Source organism: Robbsia andropogonis (assembly GCF_000970345.1).
GTDB classification, from domain to species: domain Bacteria; phylum Pseudomonadota; class Gammaproteobacteria; order Burkholderiales; family Burkholderiaceae; genus Robbsia; species Robbsia andropogonis.
Genome location: NZ_LAQU01000008.1, coordinates 93,591 through 119,115, shown reverse-complemented (window position 1 = coordinate 119,115; position 25,525 = coordinate 93,591). Strand labels below are relative to the sequence as shown.

Sequence of the window (25,525 nt, the reverse complement as noted above, 5' to 3'; positions counted from 1 at the left end):
GTGAAGATACACGATGCGCGTCTGCATACCGTCGGACGCGCGACAATGCACGCGCCTGTTCATAGCAGTACGCGCACGTGTGTTGACCGTTTCACGCTGCCATTACCACATACACTTTGCGGATCGGTGATGTGACATTCCAGACACCTTCTGTGTTTGCCGGGAAGAATAGCGTATCGCCCGAGCGAATCTCCAGTGTTTCACCACCCGTTGGCGTAAATGTGCATTCGCCGGACAGAATGTGCATGACCTCTGAATTGGCGAGTTGGCGTTCGAAGCGTCCGATGCTGACTTCCCAGATGCCGGTTCGATTTTCTCCCTGGCCTTCCAATGGCACCTCGTGGCTTTTCGCCACGGCGGCGGGGGCGGACAATGGCCGCGCGACCGGGCCATCTTCGGTCAACGTATTCAGAGTTGCAGATTGACGCAAAATTGTGATCGGCATAATGGGGAGCGTTTCTACTGTAAGTTATTGATTGGCGTCCACCGCATCGGCTAATTGCGCGAGCGTGTGAAAGTGGTAATCCGGAATCGTATGCTCGGATTCGATCGTGCCGCCAGAGCCAGTCTGGCCGTGCCGTCGTTCGATCCAGCACGTCGCAATACCGAGTTTTTTCGAGATGCCGATATCGTGATACTGGCTCTGCGCGACGTGCAGGTTATCTTGCTGTGTATAACCCCATTTCTCCTCAAAGCGGCCGCGCGCATACGCGAAATATTGGGGGTCCGGTTTTTCGCAACGGGAATCATCAGCGCTTAATTGCAAGTCGAACGGCTGATCGAGCGTTGCTGCAAAATGTTCGAGAGCCCAACGTTGCCCGTTTGTCATTGTCACCAGTCGGAAGTGCCTGCGCAACCGTTTCAGCGCGTCGATGGAATCTGGAAATGCCGGCCATTGTGACACCGAGTCTCGGAATCCTTGCGCAGTGGCGTCATCGTCAGGTAACCCCAGGCCTGGCGCCACGATGTGCCAGCAGTGTTCAATATCATCCGGATACGCAATGGTATCAGGGCGTTTGCGCGCTTGGCGGTAGGCAGCGAGGAACGCCTCATCCTGCACCTTTGAATCCGGCGCGACTGCGCGCAGGTAGTTCAACATGCCACGCTCGAAATCGATCAGCGTGCCGACGACGTCGAACGTCAGGACCTTGAAACGCTTCAGGCTCATGAACAATGCTCTGTAAGAGGAAGTGGAATAGCGAGATTTCCAACGAGGACGCCTGGTTCGTCCAGGGCAGGAAATATCGGCCGTTGCAGTAAGTCGAATGCGTGTTGCGTGATCGGGCGGCGTATTTGCAACGCGGCGCTGATGGCTTTCACACTTCGCGAGAGGTGACTTTGATCGTAAAAACCGCTGGCCAATGCAGCCTGCAGAGGTGTTGCACCATGTTCCAGCAATGCGAGGGCATGCCTAATCCGGACCAAACAGACATACCGATGAGGCGGCATGCCGACTTTCTGTTTGAACACGCGTGCGAAACGGCCCACGCTCAATCGCGCAATGCCCGCCAGGCGCGGCACTGCGTGATTATCCGCCGGTCGGCGATGGATGTGCTCACGTACCGTGTGAATGGCCAAGTTGTTGCGTTGCGATACCTTCTCACGCGCACTGCCTGCCGCGAGGTCAGGCGGGGCGCCGAAATCGTCGTGCAAGATAAATGTACCGGTCCCGGCAGGTGCTCCACCAAATCGTGGCGCGTGTGCTGTCACGGGAACCGGGGGCGTCGCGAGCGTAGCGGAAGCAGCCATGGCGATTGGGACCATCGAGTACATGCAGCAAAGCATAAGCGAGTCCGAGCCGTCGAAAAAACTGATTTCGCGCGCATGCGCCGCAGCGAATAGCGATAAGGCAATGCATCGCCGCAGAATCTATGCCGTCTTGCCATGACAGTGAGTGGCAGGGCGACCGATGCTGATTCCAGTACTGATCGTGCATGCGGAGATTATCCGTTAAGGTCTGGCTCACGGCGTTGATGTGCGGTCGGATTCGTCGATGCAAAGTCATTGGCGTCGTGGGTACTTCTTGGTAACGGAAAGGGCGAAGACAATGCGGAGCGTGATACGTCTAGGAGACGCTACCAGCCGCGGCAGCAAGGTGTTGAATGGGCGACCGGCAGCCACGTAATGGACCGTCCCGTACTCGATTCGAACGCGCGCTCGATGCGCGTCACACACTTCTCTCACGGACTACGGCGATTATTTGTTCGTTCATAAATGAATTTTCTGGCGGCTTCGAATATAAATTAATTCAGCAGTTGATATGGTAAATTTGCGGTATTGGAATGCGCACCACGCTGCGGGTTCATCAGCCTTGTTCCTTATTGACTCCCCATGCAAACGGATTCTTCAGACCTTCCTCGTGCATATCTTTGTCGCCGCTTCCCGGTATCGATCGAGGCGTCGCTGCGCGAAAAGTATCAACTCTCCGTCAACAATGAAGACAGCATCTTGTCTCCCGCCGGGATTGCCCGACAGGCGCAAGGTGTGTCGATCTTGTTTGTTTCGGCGACTGAGCGCGTTGATGCATCGGTGATTGCGTCTTTATCGCCGACGCTTCGCACGATCGCGACACTGTCGGTGGGACTCGACCACATCGACATTGTCGCCGCACGTGTGCATGGGGTTAGCGTGTTGCACACACCGGACGTTTTGAACGATGCATGCGCGGAAATTGCCATGCTCCATGTCCTGAACACGTGCCGTCGCGGTTATGAGGGTGACAAAATGATTCGGGATGGCGCGTGGCAGGGTTGCGCTCCGACGCAAATGCTAGGCAAGGGGCTGGTTGGCGCACGACTGGGTATTTTCGGAATGGGGCGCATCGGTCGTGCCATTGCGCGACGGGCCCAGGCGTTTGACATGGTGATCCATTATCACAATCGTAGTCGTCTCCCGGAGCGCTTGGAGGCCGGGGCAGTCTATCATTCCACGCTGGACGAACTCGCGACGGTATCGGATGTGCTAGTCATCGCGGCACCGGGAACGCCGGAGTCGCGCGGCGCGATCAATGCGGATCGCATCGCGCTGTTGCCGAAAGGAAGCGTTGTCGTCAACATTTCGCGGGGTGACCTCGTCGACGATACGGCGCTGATTGCGGCATTGACGTCTGGACATTTGATGGCAGCCGGGCTTGACGTGTTCGCTAACGAGCCATACGTCGATATGCGTTATCGCACTCTGCCCAATGTCTTTATGACTCCCCACATCGGTAGCGCGACGCATCAAACCCGTGAAGCGATGGGCCAGATGTTGATTGACGGGCTTGATCAGTTGGCGGCGGGAAAGCGGCCTACGAACCTTGTCGTCTGACTATCTTTGCGCACCAGTCTGGACCTGCTAGGTCCTCGTCAAGATCTACCTGGCCGAAAACGGTAGGGCTGTCATGCCAGGTCCGCACTACGGCCCAATCCGCGCACTGTTTGGCATGATCAGAAGATCTTGCCTATGGCGGCATTGTCATCCACCGCCTGCAGGGTGAAATCGAGCGCATCGCTGAATGAGGTAACCTGTTTCTCCACCGCCGCTGGCGGTGGGGCTTTCCCATTATCGGTAAATGGATCGACGATCCGTACCGCGGCGCGAGCCGCGTCCGGCACGCCTGCTGCGATTTTATTGGTTAAATCGGTGACACGCGCCTCGGTTTCCGCATCGCTAATGGTATAAAGCAGCAGGCACACGCCGACCAATGCCGGGTCCGCATCTGGTGGCGGGGACAGGAACTCCTCAAACGTGAGGTGACGTGCGTCGAGATCGCGCGCGCGCAGTACCCTTACCAGAATCTCGGCAAGCAATGCGTCATGTATGGGATGGGACGGTATGACGAGAATCAGCGAGCGGGGTGGGCCGTTAACGGGACCTTGCATCTTGCCCAGCATTGCCTCACGTCGGGATCGCAGTATTTGGCCCAGGCTCATGCCATCGCTCAATGTGATCTTGGGCATGCGCTGACGTCGTGTCGTGCTTGTCGTAATGTCCTCGAGGACCACGAGGATCGAATTCCCCACCGCTTGGCGCTCGGTTTCGCCAATCGTGCCACGATCCAGATCGGCCTTGGCAAGCATCAGTGCCGGAAGCAAGACCTTGTCGCAATACGCTGCCAGGGATCGCTTTCGTATGTATTTGCGCGCATCACGGCTGATCTCGATGGCGTCGTTCGACAACGCGCGTTGGTAGAATCGTTCCGACAGCGTCAAGGCGGGAAGATCCGCGAGCAATATCTCGAAAATACGCAGGGATTCGAAGTGGCGACCGAAGACGACAAGGCAGAGCGTGAGTGGCGTGGATAGCACGAGGCCCACGGGACCCCATAACCAGGCCCATACGATAGCGGAAAGCACGACTGACAGAGGCGAAAGGCCTGTACTATGTCCATAGAACAGCGGTTCGACAAATTGCGAAAAGACCAGTTCCACGCTGATAAAAATCACGAGGACTGTAACGGCGAGCGTCCAGCCGTCGGATGAAATCATGCCCATGAAGGCGGCGGCCGCCGCCGCAATCAGTACCCCGACATACGGTACATAGCGGAATACGAAAGCCAGAATACCGAATAACAGCGCGCCGGACAGATCCGCGATCCACAGCGCGATTGCGATCGTAATGCCAACACAGGCGTTGACGATCAGTTGTGAAACGAAATAGTGGGACAGTTTCTCGCCCGCTTCGTTAACGGCCACCGTGGTGGCGCGGATATCGCGGGTGCCGGTAACGCGGATAAATCGGTCACGCAACGCCTCATGTTCGAACAGCACGAATACGAGGACTGCCAGTACCACCCCGGTCGAAGACAATATAGGCCAGGCGAAATGGATTACCCAGCGCAAGAGGAAGCGCGGATCGGTGGCAAGTGCCATCTCGGTTGGGGGTACTCGCGCCGCCGCGCGAGCGCGTGATGAGGAACCACCCATCCGTTCCAATGTTCCATAGTCAAGTACTGACCGGAACCGCTCGCTCAGCCAGTTCGTGCCAACGTCGGCGAAGTTCGACAGCGCGAGCAATTTTTGATGCAGTACCGTCGCATAGAGGGGCATCTCCGCAGCGAGTTGAACAACGCGCGACGCAATCAGGATACCGATGAATCCGGCGACGATCACGGCAATCAGTACCGCCAATGCAATCGACAGATTATGACCGATGCCGACACGACGCAGCCGGGCGACCAACGGCATGATCAGGAAGCTCAGGATGATCGACAGCGTGACGGGGATCAACACTTCGGCGGCAAAATGCAATGCGGCGACAATGATGACGAACGCAATCGCGTAGACACTGCGCTCGAAAAGCGTTGAGGCGGGCTTGGTTTTCTGCACGGTCGGATCGGTCAAGTCAGTGCGAGGGCAGGGGTGGCGGGCTAGGACACATTGGCATCGGCGTGTGGTTACACGCTTCAAGCTCACGTCGCAATGGTCATCTTCGTAGCGGATGGTCCGAAAGAGGCGCGTTTGCAGCCTGTTTGCATCTGCCTTGCTAATCTACCACGCTGCCTACCATCTACTGCAGGCAAGATGTCGCAAAAGTGTTGCTATCCTTCCAATTGTAACAAATAATTATTTTATATTACAATTGTGAAAAATGAAGGGTGGTCTTGCCTGTGGTGGGTGACAGGGCTGTTTCATTCCGTAGTGATGGAGGCCTTCTTCACAATTTCTCGAAAAACCTTTCAAGCGTTCAGTGAAATGTACAAGCTACGACTGGGGCATTATTTCAAGATTAGTTGGTCCGATGGAACGAGAGCTATCTTGAATCGGCCACTTTTAAGTGTCGGAATTTTTGCGGCAATTTTCGCTTCGTCCTTGTGGCGAACCGAAATTGTTGAAATGGCGCGCGTTGCCGGGGCGGCTCGGGGCCAGGGCGGCATGCCGGCATTGATTCACATACTTCTTGCTCGCGTATTACAGTCATTCGCCACGATGGCGTTGACGGTCCATGTCATTCGGTATGCATTACTGGGCGGAAATGGGAGCGGACACGTATCCATGCTTCGCCGCATCTGGCGGGCATATCGCGTAACGTCGTTACTAAGTGTGTTCGCGGTGCTTGGTGGCGGCGTGCTTGTGCTACTGATGTTTTTTACGCTTCACCATCTCGCCTGGGGTGCGCACCACGGCATCGCTTCAACCTTCGTCAGCATCACTTTTCCGATAGCGCTGTGCTTTTTTATTATGGTACGGCTATCGTTTCTGACTTGTAGCGGCGCGATCGGGGAACCATTGTCCATATCCGCAGCCTAGCATCTCACCGAAGGGCATTTTTGGGCGCTCGCACGCACGCACTTTCTTGTCGGTGCGCCGTTGGTAGGAATGGTCATTGCTCACGCGTGCATCGACATCTTCCTGGTGCGTCATATTTTACATGGCAACTTCCTGCTGGAAACCAAGGCTGTAGAGGCGATCTTAGTGATATTGGGCGTGAGCGTGGGTGCTGCCTGTCTTGCCTGGCTTTACCGCGACATGTCGGCTCACGCGACCGTCCTGGCGGTAAATGCCGACCATTGATCCCGCGGCGGCATCGGGCCCATTCTTGTCACATTCACCTTGTTCGCCGTTTTTAATTACTGATCGGGCGTGGCGATATGTCGCTTTCGGATGACTTTCATACGCGCATCGGCCAGGAGATATGATAAAAAGGACCGTGAACTATTCCTACAGGTTTTGGCCGGCATGCGAATTGATCCCGTGTCAGAGATTCGTCCTACAAAGAACGATCGTATCTTCCAGGTGACGCAAACGGGAGCGCGGCTATTGCCGATCATGGCGATGGTAGTCGTATTATTTTCGTTATGGCGACAAGCCGGTGCACCAGGGCGGGCCGAAACCCAGCCAGTAGCCATGGCAATGTTGACGTCTATCGGCATCGTGTGCCTGTCATGCTCGGGTTTATTGCACCCGCAGAGCGCGGAACGTTCGATTCGCGCCTTGAATGGCGCGGCATTGGCAACGGCACTGATCGCCTTGCTTTCGCAGGTTTTCACCGGGGCCGACGTGATCAGTCCTGTGCTCTCGAAATTGGCCATGCCGCGCGGCGCCGCATCGCAGGCGCAGACGTCCATCGCCACCGCGGTCACCATCGCGCTGCTATCCATCGGTCAATTACGGCGCCTTGCACAGCATACGACTTCGGCCGACTACTTGACCGGGGCAGCCATGCTGTTTGCCAGCGCGGCGTTATTAGGATCGGCTCTTGGGGTGCCGGATTTGCACCACATTTTCCTTTATTCGACAATGGCGACGTCCACCGCCATGGCACTCTTCATTCTTGCGCTTGCTTTCGTCGTTGCCGATCCCACGCGTGGTTGGGCCGCACTGATCACGTCGACAAGCGGGGCGGGGCGGGCCACCCGACGTCACTTGGTGTTGGCGCTTTTCCCCATTCTGGTGGCCGCTGGTTTGCTACGCGGTGTTCATGCCGCAGTGCTGAGCGTGGAAGCCGCGATGACATTCGCGATCTTGTTGATCCTGGCGCCATTAGTGATCTTGACATTCCGGGAAGGAGGCGCGCGCGAGAACAGGGAAAAAGCGACTGATGCGTTGGCGCGGTTCCAGCAGCAAGCGGCGACCGATCTTAAACGGCAGTTGGCCGAGCAAGCCGCGTTGCTGCTGACAGAGGGCGAGGAACGCCGTAAGGCGGAGTCGGGCATGTATCGTGCGCAACGGCTTGAAGCGCTCGGTCAGGTGACCGGCGGCATCGCGCATGACTTCAACAACGTGCTGATGGCAATCAGTGGCAATTTGCATCTGATGCGTCAGTTCGTATCCGTTACGCATCCCGGACACGGCTATCTTGAAAGCATCGCGATGGCAGCGCAGCGCGGCGCAAAGCTGACCAAGCAGTTACTGGTTTTTTCCCGGACGCAACTGATCGATGTACGGGCCGTGGCGTTGGACACGGTTATCGAAGGTGCCCGTGAGCTCGTCGGCAATGCGCTTGGTCCCGATGTCAACGTGGTGCTCGATCTGCAAACCGCCGATGTCTGGGTACGTACCGACCCAGAGCAACTGCAACTGGCTATTCTCAATCTTGCGATCAATGCGCGCGATGCGATGCCGAACGGCGGCAATCTTCGCATTGGAACATCGGCGTCGGTCATCGAGGCTGTCGACGGACAGCCTCGTCAATTTGTCGCCGTACACGTCGTTGATGACGGCATCGGCATGTCCGCCGATGTCGCGGCGCGGGCAATAGAGCCTTTTTTTACAACGAAGGAAGCAAGCAAACGGTCGGGGCTCGGTCTGGCCCAAGTGTATGGCGTGATGCGGCAAAGCGGCGGTGAATTGCGCATCACCAGCGATGTCGGCAGAGGCACGACCGTTGATTTGCTGTTGCTACGGACTGACCCGGTCGGACACGCGGAAGATATCGCCCCGCCGTCGACGCCCCCCACCATTGGGGTGGTATTGAAAGCGCCGGTCCTGCTAATCGACGATGACGACGAGGTGCGCGCCGCAATGGCAGAGCTGTTCCGCTGCAGTGGCTATGATGTCGTCGAAGCCGCGGACGGCAAGATAGGACTCGAGGCGTTGGCATCGATCAAGCCCGCCGTCGCAGTAATCGACTATCTGATGCCGGGTCTTAACGGCGCACAGGTTGCGCGGTTGGCGCGTGATGCGCATCCAACATTGCCGATCATTTTTGTCAGTGGCTATGCTGACACGATGGCGCTCGATCAACTTAGCGACGCCGTCGTGTTGCGCAAGCCGGTGCCTATTGACGAATTGCTTGCCACCGTTGCTCGGTTTGCTGTCGAGCAATGACGGCGGACGCGGAGGTTACTGTCTTTCGCCATGCCTGGCTGCCTGGATGAGCAGCTTACGTACCATTGTCGCCAGCGCTTCCAGATTGTAAGGTTTCTACAGCAAGCTGACTACGTTCCGAGATGGCTTGCGCAACACGTTGTTCAGGTGCCGTGTCAATTGCAGCAAATCCGCTTCTGCCACGGCACGTTGTCGCGCGGCGACCAGACCCTCCGTGGTTTCGATAACGACGGCAACAACACCGGCCGGCGCGCCATCTCTCCACACCAGCCTTGACAAGCATGATCGTTACTCAACACCCGCATGAAGCCTCGTCTTTAGTACGATGATTCGGCAGCGTCCGACACCGGCGGCACCACGTCAATGTACGTGATGTCGCTAAAATATCGGAAAATACAGGCGTTGTTGCTATTCCAGCGGGTCGATACAGCGTAACGGCACAGCGTTGTAATGGCAGGTAATGCCGGAGCCGTGAGCCTGAAACGGACGGAGACTGTCGCCATGCCTATGGCAAGTAGCGGCGCAGGCCCAAAGCCAGCGGCAATATGGCAATCGCGGTTAAGGCTGTTGCGAAGGTCGCACCATGAACGCCGAGATGGTCTCCAAGTATCCCGTAGATAATGGGGGCGATCGCACCGGAGCCAATCGTGCCCGTGTAGAAAATGGCAAATGCGCGCTCGGTATGATCGGTCGATGTCAATTCCGGGACGGTGCCGTATAGCACGGAAGAGGTGCCGTTCAGCATCACGCCCAGCAGTGGTAGCAGCATCAGCGTCAGCGGCAATGAACAGAACATGACCGCGATAATGCAGATGGCCGTCCCGCTTTCGGTTGCCAGTACCGTACCAATAACGCCCGTTCGAGCACCTAGCCAACCGCACGCGAACTTGCCGGCCGCGCCGCCGATGAAGACCAGTGCCAGTGCCGTTCCAATCAATGATCCGGCCGCTCCTTTTTCCTTCAGCAGGAAAGGCAGGAACGTCAGCAGGCCCATACGTACGCCGGTGTCGAACACACCGATAAGGAACAGCATCATGAAGCCTGGGTTCAGCGCACTGTGCGCGCGCCGTGCTTTGACCTGTGCCGTGGTGGCTGACGCCGTCGGTGAAGATATTGGCGTCGGCGATAAGGGCATTGACGCATCTGGTGAAGTGCCTAGCACCGCTCCTCGCGGGATTGCCGGAAAACAGCGTCCGATAAAGAGTGCGACGGCAACGCCCAGTGCCGACACGATCCACAGTGCATGCCGCCACGGCATCACCGTGACCAGTAGTGATATCGATGCTGGCAACGCCGATTTGCCAAGATCACCGGCAAAGTTGTAGATGCTTAAGGGGCCGCGTGCGTTGGCACCGTAGATACGCGAAACCGCGCCCGATGCGACCGGGTGCTGCGTGCTGGAGCCTATCCCTGAAAGGGCCAGCGCCGCGCCAAGTGCGAGCAGGCCACCCGACAGTCCGGCAAAGGCATAGCCTAGAGCAGCCAAGAGCGTGCCGAGCGCCAAGGTGGCACCGTTTCCGATCCGCCGGGCCAACCGCCCGGCGGGCAGTTGCAGGGTGGCCATCGTGCCTGCATAAATCCCGCGCAGTACCGCCAAGGCGCCGTAATTCAGTCCGAAGTCCGACTGCCATATGGGCAAAAGTGCGTAGATCATATCGGTATAGCCATCGTGCAGCGCGTGCGCGGTGCAAGAGAGCGTCAGCACGCGTCTACGCGCTGCCGTGGTGGTGGCGTCAAGTTTGTCGTCGATGCCGACAGTTGTTCGAGGTAGTCGGAGCAGACGCATGCGGTAGGCCTTTTATAAGCTGCATCGATGTGACGGCGGCCCCTGTCAATGGAAAAAAAGATGCGTGGCACGCCGTTTTGATGAATATGATCATTGTATGACGGGCGAAAATAGCCGCCAATTGACGTAATATCGCGCAATGGGAGAGAAAAAGTCACGTTTGGACGTATTTATTACGTCGTGTGGGGAGCGCGTCAGAGAATGAATACTTATCGTGAAAAGATGCCGCCGTTGAACGCGCTACGCCATTTCGAAGCGGTTGCACGTCACGGCAGTTTTGCCGCGGCGGCCGTCGACCTCCATGTGACGCATTGGGCCGTGGGCAAGCAGATCCGTCTGTTGGAGGACTGGTTCGGCTTACCGCTTTTCGAGAGGCGTGCGAGCGGGGTCACGTTGACCGACGAAGGCGCCGCGCTGCTGGAGGACGTCAGCGGTGCGTTTCAACGTCTTGGCTCGGCGGCAGCCCGCCTGCGTGGTGACACGTCCGCGCGGCGTATTTCGGGGCGGGTGCGCGTGAACGTGTTGGCCAGCTTCGCGCTGTGCTGGTTGTTGCCGCGGCTTGGGGATTTCGAGGCGCGTTATCCTGATATCGACGTGCGGCTGAGCACGACATCTCGTAAGTTACGCTATATCGGTGACGCCTTTGATATCGGCGTGCGCTCGGGGCCGGAAGCCGGCACTGTCATTCACTCACGATTCCTGATGTCGGACATTCGTCTGCCTGCATGCAGTCCCACGCTGTTACGTAGACGACCTATCCAGTGTGTACAAGATCTACGCCGCTATACGTTCTTGCATGCGGCAACCACTCGGAACGGCTGGGCGCAATGGCTGCGGACGGCTGGAGAACCGGATTTGAAGCCGGTGCGCAACGTCGAGTTCGACCACACGTATCTGCAGCTTGCCGCCGCCGTCGAAGGGTTGGGTGTCTCGCTGGTCTCGCTACCATTGATTCAGCGCGATCTGGCCGCGGGTCGGTTGGTGTGCCCGATTGCAACACCGGCGTGGCGCGCGGAAGACTATACGCTGATCGTCCATCCCGATCGGGTTGACGATGATGCGGTACGCGTATTCGAGGCATGGATTACCGAGATGGCCGCGCAAGATGCGCGGACGCTACAGGGTGGCGTAGCCTCCGCGTCGTGAGCGTGATAAAACAAAGGGCGCACCATTTAACGCCGGTGCACCCCTGTCTCTTCAGTGTCTGTCCACCACTCGTTTCATCCCATGCGCATCAACGCTGCGCCCGACCTTGCTTGCGACGCCCGCGCATCAGCAGCGATCCGATGGCGATCAGCACGACCACCATGCCGACACCGATACCGACACGCGTCATCGTCAACAGGTTCGAATGCGGTCCACCTTGACGGATTACTGCAACATCCGCCGGCGTTACCGCTTGCGCGCTATTGCCATAGTGCGTCAACACGTAGTTGGCCAGTGCGGCGACATCCTCGTTGCTTAGGTTCGTGACTGCACCGGGCTGGCTGCCAAACGATGGCATGAACACGTGGCCGCTTGTCGTCTCCCGATCCACACCATACAGGATAGTGGCAAGCAGGTTGTTCGGATTCGCGCCGGCGGTGGCCGAATTATGGAATAGGCTCGGGTAATAGCCGTCTTCCGAACCTTGTCCGTTATAACCATGGCACGAGGCGCAGTTCGCGGAGAATATTACTCCGCCACGGTTGCTGCTCGCCATGCCGGCTTCGAAGCCCTTGCCCCGGAACGCCGCCAAGTCACTTGACGCCTTGCCCTGGTCAAAACGAGAGCTCGTGGTGGAATTTTGCGTCACACCATCGCCAATCGCCGGAATATGCGTCATATATAAGGCAATCGCATTGACATCGGCATCCGTCAGATAACGGAAGCTATGCGTGATTGCCTCCGCCATGCTGCCCGCGGCCTGTGCCTTGCCTGGCAGGCGCCCCGTCTTCAAATACGTGACCAGCTCTTCCTGCGTCCAGGTGCCAATGCCATGCGTGGCATCAGGAGTGATGTTCGGTGCATACCACGGCCCTACTTGCGCACCGGCCATCGACAAGTCCTGCTTTTCCTGCATCAGGACGCCGCGCGGGGTGTGACAGGTACTGCAGTGTGCGGCGCCATCCACCAGGTACCGGCCGCGATTCCATTCTTCCGATTGACTCGGGTCAGTGACATACGGCTTGTCGTTCAGAAACAGTGCGTTCCAAATGCGCATCGACAAGCGGATGTTCATCGGGAACGGCAGATGCGTTGCGGCGGTTGGCGTGTCCACCGGCGTCACGCCCTGCATGAAGTAAGCATACAGCGCATGGATGTCGTCGTTGGATAGCGTGGCGTACGCGGTATATGGCATTGCCGGATACAGGTTCGCACCATCTGCGCGCACACCTTTGCGCAGCGCATCGGCAAACTGTTGCTCGGTATAGTTACCAATACCATGCGTCTTCGATGGCGTGATGTTCGAGGCGATGATCGTGCCAACGGGTGATGCAATGGCTAAACCGCCGGCCATCGGCCGGCCACCGGTCGCCGTGTGACAGGCGATGCAGTCGGAGGCGGTGGCTAGGTAACGCCCTTTCTCGACTAGGCTTCGGGCGAAAAGGCCAACTTGCGGCGCGGCACTCGATGCCGCAGTCGGCGTGGTATCCGCCGAAGCAGTGGCGGCCGTGACGTTCGCGGTATCGGCCGCGTATGCCGTCGACGCCATGGCGCCCATCAACGCCAGAGAAACGGAAGCAGTGCACAGCACGCGGGTAAGCGATGTCATTGTCATGCGCATCATGCCCCTCGCGTCTGGCCGACGATGGCGTCTGCGGCCTTGAACGCCAATGCCGTCATCGTGATGGTGCTGTTGCCGCAAGCGGTGCTGGGCATGGCGGCGCCACCTGGCAGCCAGAGGTTTTCATGATCGTGCGCGCGGCAGTTGGCATCGACGACCGAGTTGCCGGCGTCGTTGCCCATGATCGCGCCACCCATGATGTGTTTGCTCTGCGCGAACTTCGCTGCGAGTTTAGTGTCTTTCGCGCCCATTGCCGCCGCGAGCTTTTTCGCGATCGGAATCGAGTACGTGTCGGCCGATTTACGTACGTAGTCGCCTACGTCGTAATGCACGGCCGGACGTGGCAAGCCCAGCCAGTCCTTTTTGTCCGAAAGCGTGAGGCGATTTTCCGGATTTGGCAGGATTTCGTGCGCGAGCACGATATCGACCGTGCATGCCGACAGGCGGCGAATCTCGGCATCGAGCGCTTTGCCGACGAGGCCCTTCTTCAACGCACTGAATGTCACGAAGCGGTTGCGGCCGAAGTTATTGAAACGGAAGTAGGCACCGGCGTGTTCCGATCGGAAGGCGCCTTGCGACGTTTCCATGATGCCACTATTGACCACGGGCCCCACGCCCGACCAGAACGGGTCCTCGAGCGTCAACGTCATGGTCAGTTGCGGATGGTCCATCATGTTGCGGCCGACTTGGTCCGAGCTGTTTGCCAGTCCGTACGGATTGCGCTCGTCTTTCGACATCAGCAGCAGTTTTGGCGTTTCAATGCCATTACACGCCAGTACGAAGCGCTTGCCGGTGACGCGATGGCTTTGCCTGTTCTGGTCGAGATAATGCACCGCTTCGATTTGATTCTTGCTGTTGGTCTCGACGCGATAGGCAACCGCATTGCACAGGATCGTCGCCCCCTTGGCTTCCAGTCGCGTGAGGGCGGTGGACGCATCGTACTTCGCCGCTACCGGGCATACGGGTACACAGTTATTGTTGGCGCAGCAGGCTGGGCGATCGTCGTATGGCATGCCGCTATTACGCGCCTGCGCAGTGGGAATGTTGTTGTATCCCAGGCTTTTTGCGATTTCGGTAAAACGTTGTTCACCCGGTCCAAAAGGTAATGCCGGCATCGGATAGGGGGCCGAGCGTTGCGGCGGCCATTGCAATGCCGGGTCTGACGGACCGCAAATACCCAGGTAATGTTCGGTACGCGTGTAGTACGGCTCGAGGGTCTGGTAGTCGAATGCCCAATCGCGACCAACGCCAAAGTTCGAATGCAGGCGCATGTCTTCCGGCGTCAGGCGCCAGCAGGTGCCTGCCCAATGCCAGGTCGAGCCGCCCGCATAGCGGATGTACGACTGCGCATAGCTATCGACGCCACTGAGTTGCAAATAGTGATCGTGTGGGTCTTCATGCGACCACATGGGATGTGGCGCCCATTTGGCTGGTGGATAGCACGACGACGGGTCGCCTTTTAGCGAGAGAGGTAGATTCCGGAAATTCTCGACGATCTCGCCGCGTTCGATGCGTGGGCCGGCTTCAAGCATCAGGACAGACGCGCCCGCGTCGAGCAATTGCTCGGCAACGGTGACGCCGATGACGCCGGTTCCGACGATGACGACGTCGGCACTCTCTTTGTTGGGCATTGTGGGGTACGGATAGTTGCGATTACCGGAACGCACCCGCAATGCGAGCGGGCCGCACCGGCATCGTCATGTCGATCTTAGAATTGGGGCATTGCATCCAGCGGAGCATTCGAACGCGTCCAGGCATTCGGCCCGGAGAGGCCGTATGAAGGAATTTGCGTCACGTCCTTGGTTACCTGATAGGTCAACGCAAGTTCGTACGTGAATACGTCGGCATCATGGCTTGCCGACGATGAGCCCGAATACCAGGCCGCGATGATCCAGTGCGCCAGATCCTTTGCAGCGCCGTCCGGAATGTCATCGAAGAAATCCTCGACGGCCGTTGCCTTCTTTTGCTGTGCGATGGCGATGATGCTGTCCATCATCCTGGATAAATCGGGATGCGCATTCGATGCAAATGCGGCAATCCGTGCACCAACGCCGGCATCGAGATGGTGATTAATCAGCAACGACGAAAGGCGCATGAATTGTGCATCGATCGCTGCTGGTACGGCAAAGGTTTCGGGTGCCACGGTTGTCGGCTCGGACAATGCCAGACACGGAAATCCGGACACGGTCACATACGTTCCGACAATCGCCGCGCCCCCGATAAGAAGCTTACGTCGCGCAATTAACATCTTTTTGAGATTCTTTGTGGCAACGAGGAGGAATGTTGCCACAGAAACAAGTCATGCTGCGACGAAATGGCCGGGTTAACGCGTAGTGTGGCGGATGTGCTGCACTCAGTTTGCATGGACGGAGCAGCTCTTAACGTCAGCATTTCCTCACAGTTACGCGTAGTCGTGTTGATACCGCCATATGACGTAAGAGACGCGCGGCGCTAGAGACGCGGATGCGGCACAAGCGGGCTTGCGCGAAGCGATAGCCAGGCGCGAGGAAGAACAAAGATATAAATCGCAACTAACAGCAATATCGGGCCGCTACTTGGTGACGCTCGCGGGATGAAGTTGAACGTTTGGGGCGGGCGATCCATGGCGCGCGCTAGCGTTTGGTTCCTCGGGGTTGCAGTAATCGCGCAAGCACCTGGATGCCTTCCCACATTTCATCTGGCCGCCACGCCGCGAAGCCGAGAACCAGCCCTGTTTCAGCGCCAATGGGAAGGCAGTTTTTCGACAAAGACCGTGCTATCACGTTTTCGCTTGCCAGCGCGGCGGCAAGCACGACGTCATCGGCGTCGGTGGCCAATCTAAGCAGCAGTTGCATGCCACCGGCCGGTGGGGAAATCTGAATCGAATGTGGCAGCACGCCACGGAGCGTCTCCACCAGGTAATCGCGTCGACATTGGTAGACGCGTGTCATCCGGCGAACGTGTGATAAAAAATGTCCGTCTTCCACGAAGGTTGCCAGTGCTTCCTGTGCGGCGGCAGGTACGAACTGCCCGGTGCTGTGCTGTGCCTTGTGAAAGATGTCGACAAGCCAGTCAGGAACGATGACATAGCCAACACGGATATCAGCGAATGTCGTCTGCGCAAACGTTCCAACGTGGACCACACCTGTGCCGAACGTGTCCAAGCTCTGCAGGGCCGTGAGACGATGCCCCTCGTAGTGGAAATCGCTATCGTAATCATTCTCGACGACAAGGGCATTGTGCTCAGCCGCCATATGCAATAAAGCTTGACGACGCGTGACTGACATAAGAGCACCCGTTGGATACTGATGAGAGCGCGTCACGAATATGACCCGGGGGCGGCCGTGTCGAACGTCGCCGCTCATACCGGCCCGATCAACTTCGACACCTACTGGATGTGCGCCCACTGACCGTATTGCCGCGCGTACTCCGCGGTAACCCGGACTTTCGATCCATGCAACGTCACCTGGATTCAAGATGGTCCGTGCGATCAATTCGAGAGCGGATTGCGCGGATGGCAGTATGAATATCCTGGATGTCGTGGCGCGTATGCCTTTTGATCGTCCTAGATACCGAAGCAAGGCCCACTGAAGACGGTGGCAGTTGATGGGTGAGCGCGTCGCCGGGGTGATGGCGTTCCTACGGGCGCCGCTGCGTAAGCAACGCGCCCATATGTCATGTGGAAATTCTCTTGGGTCTCCAAATTTTGGGGTAAATGGAAATGTGCGTGGCAGCGTGGGAGGCGGACAGTCCATTTTTGAAATGCGCATGGCCCACTGCGATTGGGCAGGGTGGTGTCGCGCAACCCATTTTTTTTCTGCTGAAACAACGGATTTTTCCACGCTTGGCAGTGCGGAGACGCGTGGGCGCCTGCCGCGGCTTGCGCTGAGAAAGCCTTCCATCACAAGCTGGTCGATAGCTGCGGCAACCGTGTTGCGCCCAATATTGCAAAACAACGCCATTTCCCTGCTGGAGGGCAGTTGGAATCCTGTCGCCAACCTGCCTGCCATGATATGGTCCCGCAACTGATCACATAATTGCCGGAACAGTGGAACAGGAAGTTCTTTATTCAACGTGAGGTCAAGCATCCTTGAACGTTCCTTTCTGACGCTGACTGGCATGGATATATTCCATCAACCTGCTCTGTGCGACAGCATGGGTCGAGTTTACCATTCGATTAGTTCTACTTTTATTTTATTAAAAGGCGGAGCAATGAAGGAAAATGCGATCAAGGCACGTGGTGCGATATTGTTGCTATGCCTCGTCGTTGTCACCTGGGGCGTGAATTGGACGCTGACCAAATTAATCGTCGACAGCATTCACCCAATATGGGCGACCGCTATGCGTTCCGCTATCGCATCGGTCGCACTACTGCTATTGCTCATGCTGCGTCGACAATTGACGCTGCCGAAAAGAGACGATGTTCCCGTTATCATGGCGATATCGCTGCTCCACATGGTCGGGTTTTCCACGCTGGTTGCTTATGGCGTAACCTATGTTCCAGTTGGGCGCTCCATCGTTCTCGCCTACACCACGCCGTTCTGGGTGGCACCGGCGGCGTGGTTGTTTTTAAAAGAACCGATGAGTCGTCTCCTTATTTGCGGGTTATGCATTGGCCTTACGGGGGTCGGGGTATTATTTAATCCGATGGCATTCAATTGGGGCGATACACGCGCGCTTTTAGGATGTGGCTTGATTCTGTCAGCAGCATTGTGCTGGGCATGCAGCATTGTCTACGTTCGCACATGTCGCTGGACTTCAACGCCGCTTCAACTGGTTTTCTGGGAAGCGTTGTTGGCGACGATGGTGATGTCGGTGCTTGGCGCGACGATGGTCGGACGTCAAAACATTGATTGGACATACACGTTGATATGCGCCTTGCTGTTTGCCGGCGTCGCCGCAACGGCCATGGCATTCTGGGCGATGGCGTTGGTCAATCGACGCTTGCCTGCAACAACCACCGCGCTTGGCTTGCTCGCGACACCGGTCGTGGGCATAACGTGCTCCACGATCTGGTTGGCCGAGCCTTTGGATGTAACGCTGATCATTGCGCTGTTTCTCGTGATCACCGGTATTGCCATTGGCACGGCCAGGGTCGGCATAAATGTAAAGCGCGTGTCGTCAGAAACGTCGAGGTAATACCTTCCATGCACGTGGCCGTGGTGCACCAGCTTCACTGCAAATTACCCCAGCGCTCGGTTGCCGGCTCGGCTTGTGCCCATTTCCATTTTCCGTCAGAGCGCTTGCAGACGGTGGTTTGGAACCACTGTACGGACAGCGTCGTGGAAGTTGTGCCATCCGCCGGCGCGGGAACCGGGGGAACCGCGCCCGGTGCGCCCGTGTCGTTAGTGGAAGGGAGGGGGACATTGTTTGCCTGCCGTGCCGTCCGCTGCTTTTTCGTCAGCGCCGAGAACAACACGACGCGACAAGGACTTAACGGGTTATCGATATCGGAGACCACCTGCATGTCGCCTTGTTTGTCCGGCAGGGGCCAGATTTGCTTTGCGATCCATGGTGCACGCTGTCCCACCGGCAAACTGCCTGCCTGAGCGGCAAGCCGATCCTGTTCGCCCGTTTTCATGTGCCGGAAGATGGCATCGAAGAGCGCGTCGACGCCTGCGCGTAACGCGATACCTACGCCGATGCCAACGGCAGGGTTCGCGCTGGCGCCAGCGGCGGCAACGCCGCCTACCGCACCGGCATAGCCCCCGATGCCGCTACAGCCGGCCAGCATCGACACTATCACAGTCAACGTTATCGCTGTGTGCAGCGGGAAGGACACACCGCGCGACCTCACTGCAATGCTCCCCAGCGTTCGGTGGCGGGTTCCGCGCTGGCCCATTTCCAATTCGCGCCGTCCCGGCAGATTGTCGCCACGTAAAACGCGCTGATGGGTTCGCTATCTGTCTGGACATGGTCTCGTGGTGCCTGGTGGGTAGCTTGGTCCGCAAGCCAACCATCGCTACTCCTGCTCCCCTGACTGGAGGCCGTGATCGGCTGTGTTTTGACCTGATGCATCACCGTATCGACCGAGAAAACAATTTCCTTACAATCCAGGCCTTGCGCGGCAATCACGCGGCTCACGGTCACGCGTCCATGTTGTTCCGGTTCAAGTTTGACCCGGGGATCGAATTGCCAGTCGGCGACTTGTCCCGGCGCAAGCGGACCGGCACGCTGCGCGATCGTATCCTGCTGTTGCTGGTGCGCGCGTTTTTCGACGTACTTGGCGCCAGATTGCGCCGCTGCAAGGGCGCCGAGGCTGATGCCGGACGTCACGGCAGCGCTGGCGGTCAGTTTGCTCGCCACCGTTGCACCCACCACGCCCGCGCCCGCCGCGGCACCCTCGTCGAACAAAGAGCCACACCCGCTCAATGCTAATGGCAACGCGACCAGAATGGCGAGCCACGCCGGTCCGCGCCATGGAGGCGGTGCCGGATCCCTCAGAACGGCCTGACTGATCAATGGCCACGCGCCGTTCGATCCGTGCGCAAACCGCAGCCACGTGGCCAAGCGGAACCGGCGCGACGCGCCAGCAGGGCGGTCAGCAATTTTCACGGCGCAGCGTCTCCATCGTAATAGTGGCTTTATCATGCACATCGTGCCGGGTTCCGGCCGGCAACGCACATTGCTTACTTCCAGCATGCCTGATATTACGGATTTTTGCAGGCCAACGATGTGTCAGCAAGTCAAGCAGGCAGTCATTCCGTCCACGGCCAGGCCATGATCATTTGCCCGCCGACAGCACCTCACGTCGTTACAGTTGGCCGCGATCGAGATCGCGCCTGGCGGGGTGTGTCGGACAGCCCGCCTGCGCTCCGACATGAGTGGTCCGATCGTGCAATCCCAATAATAGGTCGTCGATCTGCTTGAGGTGGTGTAGCCGACCGTGCCCCCGCGATCTACTGCACCGCGCTTCGGCGCGATGACGTTATTGCCCGTGCGCCCCCGCTTTGCAAGGTAGCTTTTGAATGGGTTACCGTCCTGAACCTGTTTGGCATGGTGCCAAACGCGTCGTAGATCATTGAAAACCGTGCGATTGGTCAGATCGCAGTCGTGTTTTTTGATCGGTGAAGGACGTATGCAATATATTAGGATTACGATGATTTAAAGAATGCGAAGAATGATCGGTCGCCAGCTCAATGGTAATGAAAGCGATTTCCCTAATGACATCATTATGTCCATGAAATAAGGCTGATCGTTTCGATATGCCCGCGACCAAGCGGGTCGGCGTTGTTCACGCGTTCACGCACCGTATGCGTTTGTCTCCACACGAATGGCCGGATTCGATGGTTACGTCACACGATCATGCTAAGGCTGGGGGGCCGTTTATCGCGCGTACCGGGCCAGGAACAGCGCCGCATTGGCCGCTGCCACGCGTTGTTGTTCGGCATCCGTTAGCGGCGCTTGTCCCATGGTGACCTGTGGCCAGAAAGCAAAACCTTTGACTAGCCACTGCAACTGCTCCGAGGCGAACGCGATATCATCGATCTGAAGCTTGCCCGCCGCGACCGCTGCACGAATCCAGATCGTCAAGTCTTCTTCGCGCTCTCCCAAGCGCGCGATCATGTCGCGCGCACGCTCAGGCGAATGGATGCCTGCGGCAATGGCGACACGGGCCAAAGACAATAATGCTTCATCGTTCAATAAGCGCATTTTATTGTGCAGCAGCGCGCTGAGCTGTTGTGCCAACGGCCGGTCGTCATGGTAGACGACAGTGGCATTGCCGCAACTCGCTTCCCATAATTGCATCAGGATTGTCGCGAACAACGCCTCTTTGCTGTCGAAGTGGTTGTATACCGTTCGCTTGGACACGCCCGCCCGCGCGGCGATTCGATCCATGCTCGTGGCGTCGAAACCCGTTTCGCGGAACGCGTCGATCGCGGCGGCGATGATCGCCGCCCGTTTGCGATCGGTCAGGCGCGTTGGTGTTGCAGGAGAGGGGGGCACAATTTCCATCCGGGAATTCTACACCGGGTAGTTTACCTTTCGATGCATTCGGACTAAACTAAAATTAAACTACACCGACTAGTATACATTTTTCGATTTCCAACAGGAAAACCAAGGGCATGAACGATGTTTCGGAAGCGGGCGTGGACACGCGGTCGCGTGATGGCAATACTCCGGTGCGGGATATGCCGACGGCGTCGCTGGCGTCGCGATTTTTAGACGTTCTCGGTGCGCATGCATCTCGGCAAGGTCGGCGATGGTTCGGTCGTTCAAGACAGCACGACGGGCAGCGCTTTCGTAATGTGAAGCCGCGTCCGTCCGAACCGTTCGGAAAGACCCTCGGCATCATCTGGGACATCCTGTTCAACAAGCCGCGTGATACGCGTCCGGCAGAGGGGCCCGACGCGATCCCTGTCGTGCCGTTGTCACGCGCCGCGCTGGACGCCGCACCGGATTTCAGTCTCTATCGCCTCGGTCATTCCACGCTGTTGTTCAAGCTGCGCGGTGCTTTCTATTTGACGGACCCAGTGTTCGCGGAGCGGGCGTCACCGTTCAAGCACTTGGGACCAAAGCGCTTCCATGCGCCACCCATCACGCTCGACGCGCTGCCGTCATTGCGAGCCGTGTTGTTGTCGCATGACCATTACGACCATCTCGATCGCGAAACGGTCTGCGCGCTGGCGAGCAGGACCGACGTTTTCTTGACACCACTGGGCGTGGGTGACCGGCTTATCGCGTGGGGGATTGATGCCGCAAAGGTGCGGCAGTTCGACTGGTGGCAGGGCACGGCCGTGGATGGCATCGCGTTCACCGCCACGCCGGCGCAGCATTTCTCCGGGCGCAGCCTGCTCGACGGCAACAGCACGCTCTGGGCATCATGGGTCATTGTCGATGGGGCAAAGCGCTTTTTCTTCAGCGGCGACACGGGCTATTTCGATGGTTTCAAGGAAATCGGCGCGCGGCTGGGACCGTTCGACGTCACGATGATGGAGACCGGTGCCTATGACAAGCGCTGGCCTTATGTGCATATGCAGCCGGAGGAAACGGTGCAGGCACACATCGACCTGCAGGGGCGTTGCATGGTGCCGATTCATAATGGCACCTTCGATCTCGCGATGCATCGCTGGCAGGATCCGTTCGAGCGGGTCACCGAACTGGCCGCTGCGTGCGGCGTGATGGTATCGACGCCGCGTATCGGTGAGCGGCTCGATCTGGACGTTCCCGGCAGGGGCTCACTTTGGTGGGAGGAGGCCGCGGCCCCTAGAACCGGCGAACCAACACTGTCAACGCTGCCCCGCCAGCCAGCGCGGTAATCACGCCGATGGGCAGATCATCGGGTGCAATCAACACACGCGCGCCGACATCGGCCCATACCAGGAAGATTGCACCGAACACGGCACAGAGCGGCAAAAGGCGTTGATGGGCCGCGCCGCCGAAACGGCGGCACAGGTGCGGGATAACCAGACCGACAAAGCCAATCGCACCGCTGACCGAGACCGTGATCGCGGTCAGCATCGCACAGACGACGAAGATTTCTCTACGCATCCGTGCCGCGTCAATGCCGAGTGCGGTTGCCGACAGGTCGCCGCTCATCATCGCGTCGAGCGCGCGACTGCGCGTCCAAAGCCATGCGATGCCGGCCACCGCGCACGTCGCTGGAATGCCGAGCAATGACCAACGCGCCAGACCAAGGCCACCCAGCATCCAAAACAGCACCGACGTGGCGGCTCGTTGGTCCCCTATGTAAAGCAGCAGGTTGGCCAAGGCACCAGCCGTAAAAGCAATCGCAATACCGGACAGCAGCAAGCGCGCAGGCGTCAGGCAGCCGCGCCAGCCCGCCAGCAGAAGCACGAGGGTACTGGCGATCAACGCGCCGATAAACGCAAATAGCGATAGCGTCCACTGTCCGGCCATGTTGCCGGCAATGACGACCGCGACCACCGCGCCACATGCCGCGCCGGTGCTGACGCCAAGCAGATGAGGGTCTGCCATCACGTTACGCGTGGCCGCTTGCAGTGTTGCGCCGGTTACGGCCAACGTCGCGCCGACGATCACCCCCAATAACACGCGCGGCAAGCGGATCAACCAGACGATGCCATCGGTCGCGGGTGATATCGTCGCTTCCATGCGATGCAAGCCGAGATGCGCGAGCACCACTTGTAAGGTATTGCTCGGTGATAGCGTGACCGGTCCAAGGGCCGTCGCCGCGACAATCGATATCAGCAGTCCGGCAGTCGCCAACGACAATGTGACAATCCAGGTGCGTGATGCGCCTCGGGGATGCGCGGGGTGCGAAACGGATTTGCCCACCGGTCCCATGGACATGCGATGCCAGTCGCGCTTGGAGGCACGTTTCATCTAACGTGATCCTGGTTGGGCGTCGCGTGCAAAGGCGTGCGGATGCAATGCGTGCGCGATGATTCCCACCGCCTCGGCATTATGGATGCCTGGCGTGGCGGCGTCGTAGGGCAAGACAATAAAGCGGCCGGCACGGATGGCGTCGATGCCTGCAAGCGCCGGGTTATCGCGCAGGAAGTGGATTTTTTGTTCAGCGGTCGTGGGGCCATAGTCGACGATGATGATCGCTTGGGGGTCGCGGTCGACGACACTTTCCCACCCTGCTTGCGTCCAGCTTTGCTGTACGTCATCCATCACGTTGCGGCCGCCCGCGGCTTCGATCAAGGCGGTCGGCATCGCCAATGCGCCTGCCGTAAACGGCTTGTCCTGACCACTGTCATAAACGAACACGCGCACTTTTTCCGGTGTGCCGGAAAGCGCATGCCGCACCGCGGAGACCTGCGCCTGCATCGATGCGATAAGCGCCTCGGCCCGTGCATCGACATCGAATATGCGGCCGAGGTTGCGCAGGTCATTATAGGTGTCATCGAGCGTTGCCGCCTGACGAGCCATGACGTGCCCGCACGACTCCGTTAATTCATAGGTGGCGATGTTGAGCGGCGCCAGGGACGATGGCGTGACCGGACCGCCTACCCGCATGCCGTATCCCCAGCCCGCTACATACAGGTCGGCGTTTGCGCCAACCAACGTTTCCAGTGGTGGATAGCGGCGCGCCAATTCGCGAAGCGGACCGAGCGCGGCGGTCAGGGAGGGCGATGCGGTTTTCCATCCTGAAATGCCGGTATAGCCGACCATTCGATCCCGCAGGCCTAACGCCAACATCATTTCGGTCAGGTTGATGTCGTTACTGATGGCGCGTCGCGGAGCATGGGTAAAGGTCACGGTCCGATTGCAACTCTGAATTGTCACCGGATAATGGTTGGGATGGGACAATGCCGGCGGGGCCTCTCGTGTCTGCGATACGACGGACACCTTGCTACCGGGTGGCGCGGCTTGCGCTGCCGCGGCGATGCTCAGCGCAAGCGTCGTAATCCAGGTCGCCAGGGATCGTTGTCTGAATTCAAGAATAAGCGTTGTCACCGTTACTCCGTGATCAAGGTGATACGGGGATGCCCATGTACCGGATGGTCGTCTATCAATGCGTCGACACCGTAGTACTGCTTGAGTCGTTCGGTTGTCAATACGTCACGCGTCGTGCCGTGCGCGACAATGCGACCTTCAACGAGCAAATACAGCCGATCGCAAAAGGCGGCTGCCAGATTGAGGTCATGCAGCGCGGCAAGCGTGGACACGCCACGCGCCTTGACACGCCGCAGCAACGCGATCTGGTGGCGCGGATCGAGGTGATTCGTGGGCTCGTCGAGCATCAGCACGCGCGGCTGCTGGACGAACGCGCGCGCCAACAACGTGCGTTGTCGCTCGCCGCCCGACAGCGTGGCGAAAAGGCGGTGCCGATAGTCGCCTAGATCGACATCGTCCAGCGCCTGCTCCACGAGCGCCAGATCCTCCTGCGTCACGCCGTCCAGCAGGCGCTTATGCGGCGTGCGTCCCATCGTCACTACTTCTTCCACGGACAAACCGAATTCGTCGGGCGGATCCTGCAGCACGACGGCAATGTGCTGCGCGCTCCAGCGGGCGCTCGCCTGCCAGATATCGGTGTCGTCCAGCAACACCTGCCCACTGTCGGGACGCGCATGGCGAAAGGCGCAGCGCAACAAGCTGCTCTTGCCGCCGCCATTGGGGCCGATCAGCCCGACAAACGCCCCCGGCGCAACGGTCAATGACACGTCATGCAACAGGTCGCCCGATGCGTCGCGGGATTGATCTCCATGATGCCGGGTCAACACACGTCTTGCCTGATGGGTGCGTGACCCCGGGCGCCAATGCAATCCTGTGATTGTCAACCGCGCGGTTTCTTGCATGCGTTGTCCTTGTCGT

General features: G+C 58.5%; 23 protein-coding genes. 7 read left to right on the top strand and 16 right to left on the bottom strand.

Annotated features, from left to right (window positions below; genetic code table 11):
* Positions 1-91 precede the first annotated feature (91 nt).
* From WM40_RS10215 to WM40_RS27840, 3 genes are read right to left on the bottom strand one after another with little or no spacing between them, the layout of a single operon-like run.
* Entirely contained in the window at positions 92-445 is a 354-nt protein-coding gene (locus WM40_RS10215) for a cupin domain-containing protein (protein ID WP_046152799.1), read from the bottom strand.
* Between the two features lie 24 nt (positions 446-469).
* Positions 470-1,168: an HAD-IA family hydrolase gene (locus WM40_RS10210; RefSeq protein ID WP_024903888.1), complete on the bottom strand. Its 699-nt coding sequence runs from the start codon at positions 1,166-1,168 to the stop codon at positions 470-472.
* Positions 1,165-1,749 (bottom strand): helix-turn-helix transcriptional regulator, encoded by a 585-nt coding sequence (locus WM40_RS27840; RefSeq protein WP_157685770.1) that lies wholly within the window; start codon positions 1,747-1,749, stop codon positions 1,165-1,167. The genes WM40_RS10210 and WM40_RS27840 overlap by 4 nt, the downstream gene beginning before the upstream one ends.
* 582 nt (positions 1,750-2,331) lie before the next feature.
* On the opposite strand from WM40_RS27840, the gene WM40_RS10200 reads away from it, so the two are divergent.
* Positions 2,332-3,309, top strand: a complete 978-nt coding sequence (locus WM40_RS10200) for a 2-hydroxyacid dehydrogenase (protein WP_024903890.1) — start codon at positions 2,332-2,334, stop codon at positions 3,307-3,309.
* Positions 3,310-3,428: 119 nt separating this feature from the next.
* Here the strand turns inward: WM40_RS10200 and WM40_RS10195 are convergent, their stop codons facing one another.
* Positions 3,429-5,309 (bottom strand): AI-2E family transporter, encoded by a 1,881-nt coding sequence (locus WM40_RS10195; protein WP_162199061.1) that lies wholly within the window; start codon positions 5,307-5,309, stop codon positions 3,429-3,431.
* Positions 5,310-5,816: 507 nt separating this feature from the next.
* Here WM40_RS10195 and WM40_RS10190 point away from each other — a divergent pair.
* The 3 genes from WM40_RS10190 (at position 5,817) to WM40_RS27835 (ending at position 8,750) form a co-directional block, all read left to right on the top strand.
* Positions 5,817-6,230, top strand: coding sequence for a hypothetical protein (locus WM40_RS10190; RefSeq protein ID WP_157685769.1), 414 nt, complete (start codon positions 5,817-5,819; stop codon positions 6,228-6,230).
* Positions 6,231-6,299: 69 nt separating this feature from the next.
* A complete protein-coding gene (locus WM40_RS10185) occupies positions 6,300-6,494 on the top strand; it encodes a hypothetical protein (protein WP_046152797.1) in 195 nt (64 codons plus the stop codon).
* Positions 6,495-6,674: 180 nt separating this feature from the next.
* Positions 6,675-8,750, top strand: a complete 2,076-nt coding sequence (locus WM40_RS27835; RefSeq protein WP_176026097.1) for a response regulator — start codon at positions 6,675-6,677, stop codon at positions 8,748-8,750.
* A gap of 96 nt (positions 8,751-8,846) precedes the next feature.
* Here the strand turns inward: WM40_RS27835 and WM40_RS30060 are convergent, their stop codons facing one another.
* Together WM40_RS30060 and WM40_RS10170 are read right to left on the bottom strand one after the other, a co-directional pair.
* Positions 8,847-9,029 (bottom strand): hypothetical protein, encoded by a 183-nt coding sequence (locus WM40_RS30060; RefSeq protein WP_157685068.1) that lies wholly within the window; start codon positions 9,027-9,029, stop codon positions 8,847-8,849.
* Between the two features lie 226 nt (positions 9,030-9,255).
* Complete coding sequence (locus WM40_RS10170) at positions 9,256-10,536, bottom strand: MFS transporter (RefSeq protein WP_082102565.1); 1,281 nt, start codon at positions 10,534-10,536, stop codon at positions 9,256-9,258.
* Positions 10,537-10,737: 201 nt separating this feature from the next.
* Between WM40_RS10170 and WM40_RS10165 the strand changes: the two genes are divergently transcribed.
* Positions 10,738-11,682, top strand: a complete 945-nt coding sequence (locus WM40_RS10165) for a LysR substrate-binding domain-containing protein (protein WP_046152795.1) — start codon at positions 10,738-10,740, stop codon at positions 11,680-11,682.
* An 88-nt stretch (positions 11,683-11,770) separates the two neighbouring features.
* Here WM40_RS10165 and WM40_RS10160 read toward each other — a convergent pair whose 3' ends face one another.
* The 4 genes from WM40_RS10160 to pdxR all read right to left on the bottom strand — a co-directional run bounded on the left by WM40_RS10160 (position 11,771) and on the right by pdxR (position 17,370).
* Entirely contained in the window at positions 11,771-13,306 is a 1,536-nt protein-coding gene (locus WM40_RS10160; protein WP_236693459.1) for a c-type cytochrome, read from the bottom strand.
* Positions 13,303-14,934, bottom strand: coding sequence for a GMC family oxidoreductase (locus WM40_RS10155; protein ID WP_046152846.1), 1,632 nt, complete (start codon positions 14,932-14,934; stop codon positions 13,303-13,305). The genes WM40_RS10160 and WM40_RS10155 overlap by 4 nt, the downstream gene beginning before the upstream one ends.
* A gap of 77 nt (positions 14,935-15,011) precedes the next feature.
* Positions 15,012-15,551 carry a sugar dehydrogenase complex small subunit gene (locus tag WM40_RS10150; protein WP_046152845.1) on the bottom strand — a complete coding sequence of 180 codons (540 nt, stop codon included), beginning with the start codon at positions 15,549-15,551 and terminating at the stop codon, positions 15,012-15,014.
* 364 nt (positions 15,552-15,915) lie between these two features.
* Positions 15,916-17,370 (bottom strand): MocR-like pyridoxine biosynthesis transcription factor PdxR, encoded by a 1,455-nt coding sequence (gene pdxR / locus WM40_RS28720; RefSeq protein ID WP_162199059.1) that lies wholly within the window; start codon positions 17,368-17,370, stop codon positions 15,916-15,918.
* 124 nt (positions 17,371-17,494) lie between these two features.
* On the opposite strand from pdxR, the gene WM40_RS10140 reads away from it, so the two are divergent.
* Positions 17,495-18,421, top strand: a complete 927-nt coding sequence (locus WM40_RS10140) for a DMT family transporter (RefSeq protein WP_046152794.1) — start codon at positions 17,495-17,497, stop codon at positions 18,419-18,421.
* 34 nt (positions 18,422-18,455) lie between these two features.
* Here WM40_RS10140 and WM40_RS10135 read toward each other — a convergent pair whose 3' ends face one another.
* From WM40_RS10135 to WM40_RS10125, 3 genes are all read right to left on the bottom strand, one after another.
* Entirely contained in the window at positions 18,456-19,034 is a 579-nt protein-coding gene (locus tag WM40_RS10135) for a hypothetical protein (RefSeq protein WP_157685768.1), read from the bottom strand.
* Positions 19,035-19,075: 41 nt separating this feature from the next.
* Positions 19,076-19,741: a hypothetical protein gene (locus WM40_RS30055; protein WP_046152843.1), complete on the bottom strand. Its 666-nt coding sequence runs from the start codon at positions 19,739-19,741 to the stop codon at positions 19,076-19,078.
* A gap of 867 nt (positions 19,742-20,608) precedes the next feature.
* Complete coding sequence (locus tag WM40_RS10125) at positions 20,609-21,238, bottom strand: TetR/AcrR family transcriptional regulator (RefSeq protein WP_036010403.1); 630 nt, start codon at positions 21,236-21,238, stop codon at positions 20,609-20,611.
* Positions 21,239-21,414: 176 nt separating this feature from the next.
* On the opposite strand from WM40_RS10125, the gene WM40_RS10120 reads away from it, so the two are divergent.
* Positions 21,415-22,542, top strand: a complete 1,128-nt coding sequence (locus tag WM40_RS10120; protein WP_046152842.1) for an MBL fold metallo-hydrolase — start codon at positions 21,415-21,417, stop codon at positions 22,540-22,542.
* On the opposite strand, the gene WM40_RS10115 is transcribed toward WM40_RS10120, so the two are convergent.
* The 3 genes from WM40_RS10115 to WM40_RS10105 all read right to left on the bottom strand — a co-directional run bounded on the left by WM40_RS10115 (position 22,490) and on the right by WM40_RS10105 (position 25,509).
* Positions 22,490-23,548, bottom strand: a complete 1,059-nt coding sequence (locus tag WM40_RS10115) for a FecCD family ABC transporter permease (protein WP_046152841.1) — start codon at positions 23,546-23,548, stop codon at positions 22,490-22,492. The genes WM40_RS10120 and WM40_RS10115 overlap by 53 nt on opposite strands.
* A 39-nt stretch (positions 23,549-23,587) precedes the next feature.
* Positions 23,588-24,559: an ABC transporter substrate-binding protein gene (locus WM40_RS10110; protein WP_052738271.1), complete on the bottom strand. Its 972-nt coding sequence runs from the start codon at positions 24,557-24,559 to the stop codon at positions 23,588-23,590.
* A gap of 110 nt (positions 24,560-24,669) precedes the next feature.
* The gene (locus WM40_RS10105; protein ID WP_024903906.1) at positions 24,670-25,509 is read right to left on the bottom strand and encodes an ABC transporter ATP-binding protein; all 840 of its coding nucleotides are present in this window, start codon (positions 25,507-25,509) and stop codon (positions 24,670-24,672) included.
* Positions 25,510-25,525: the final 16 nt, after the last annotated feature.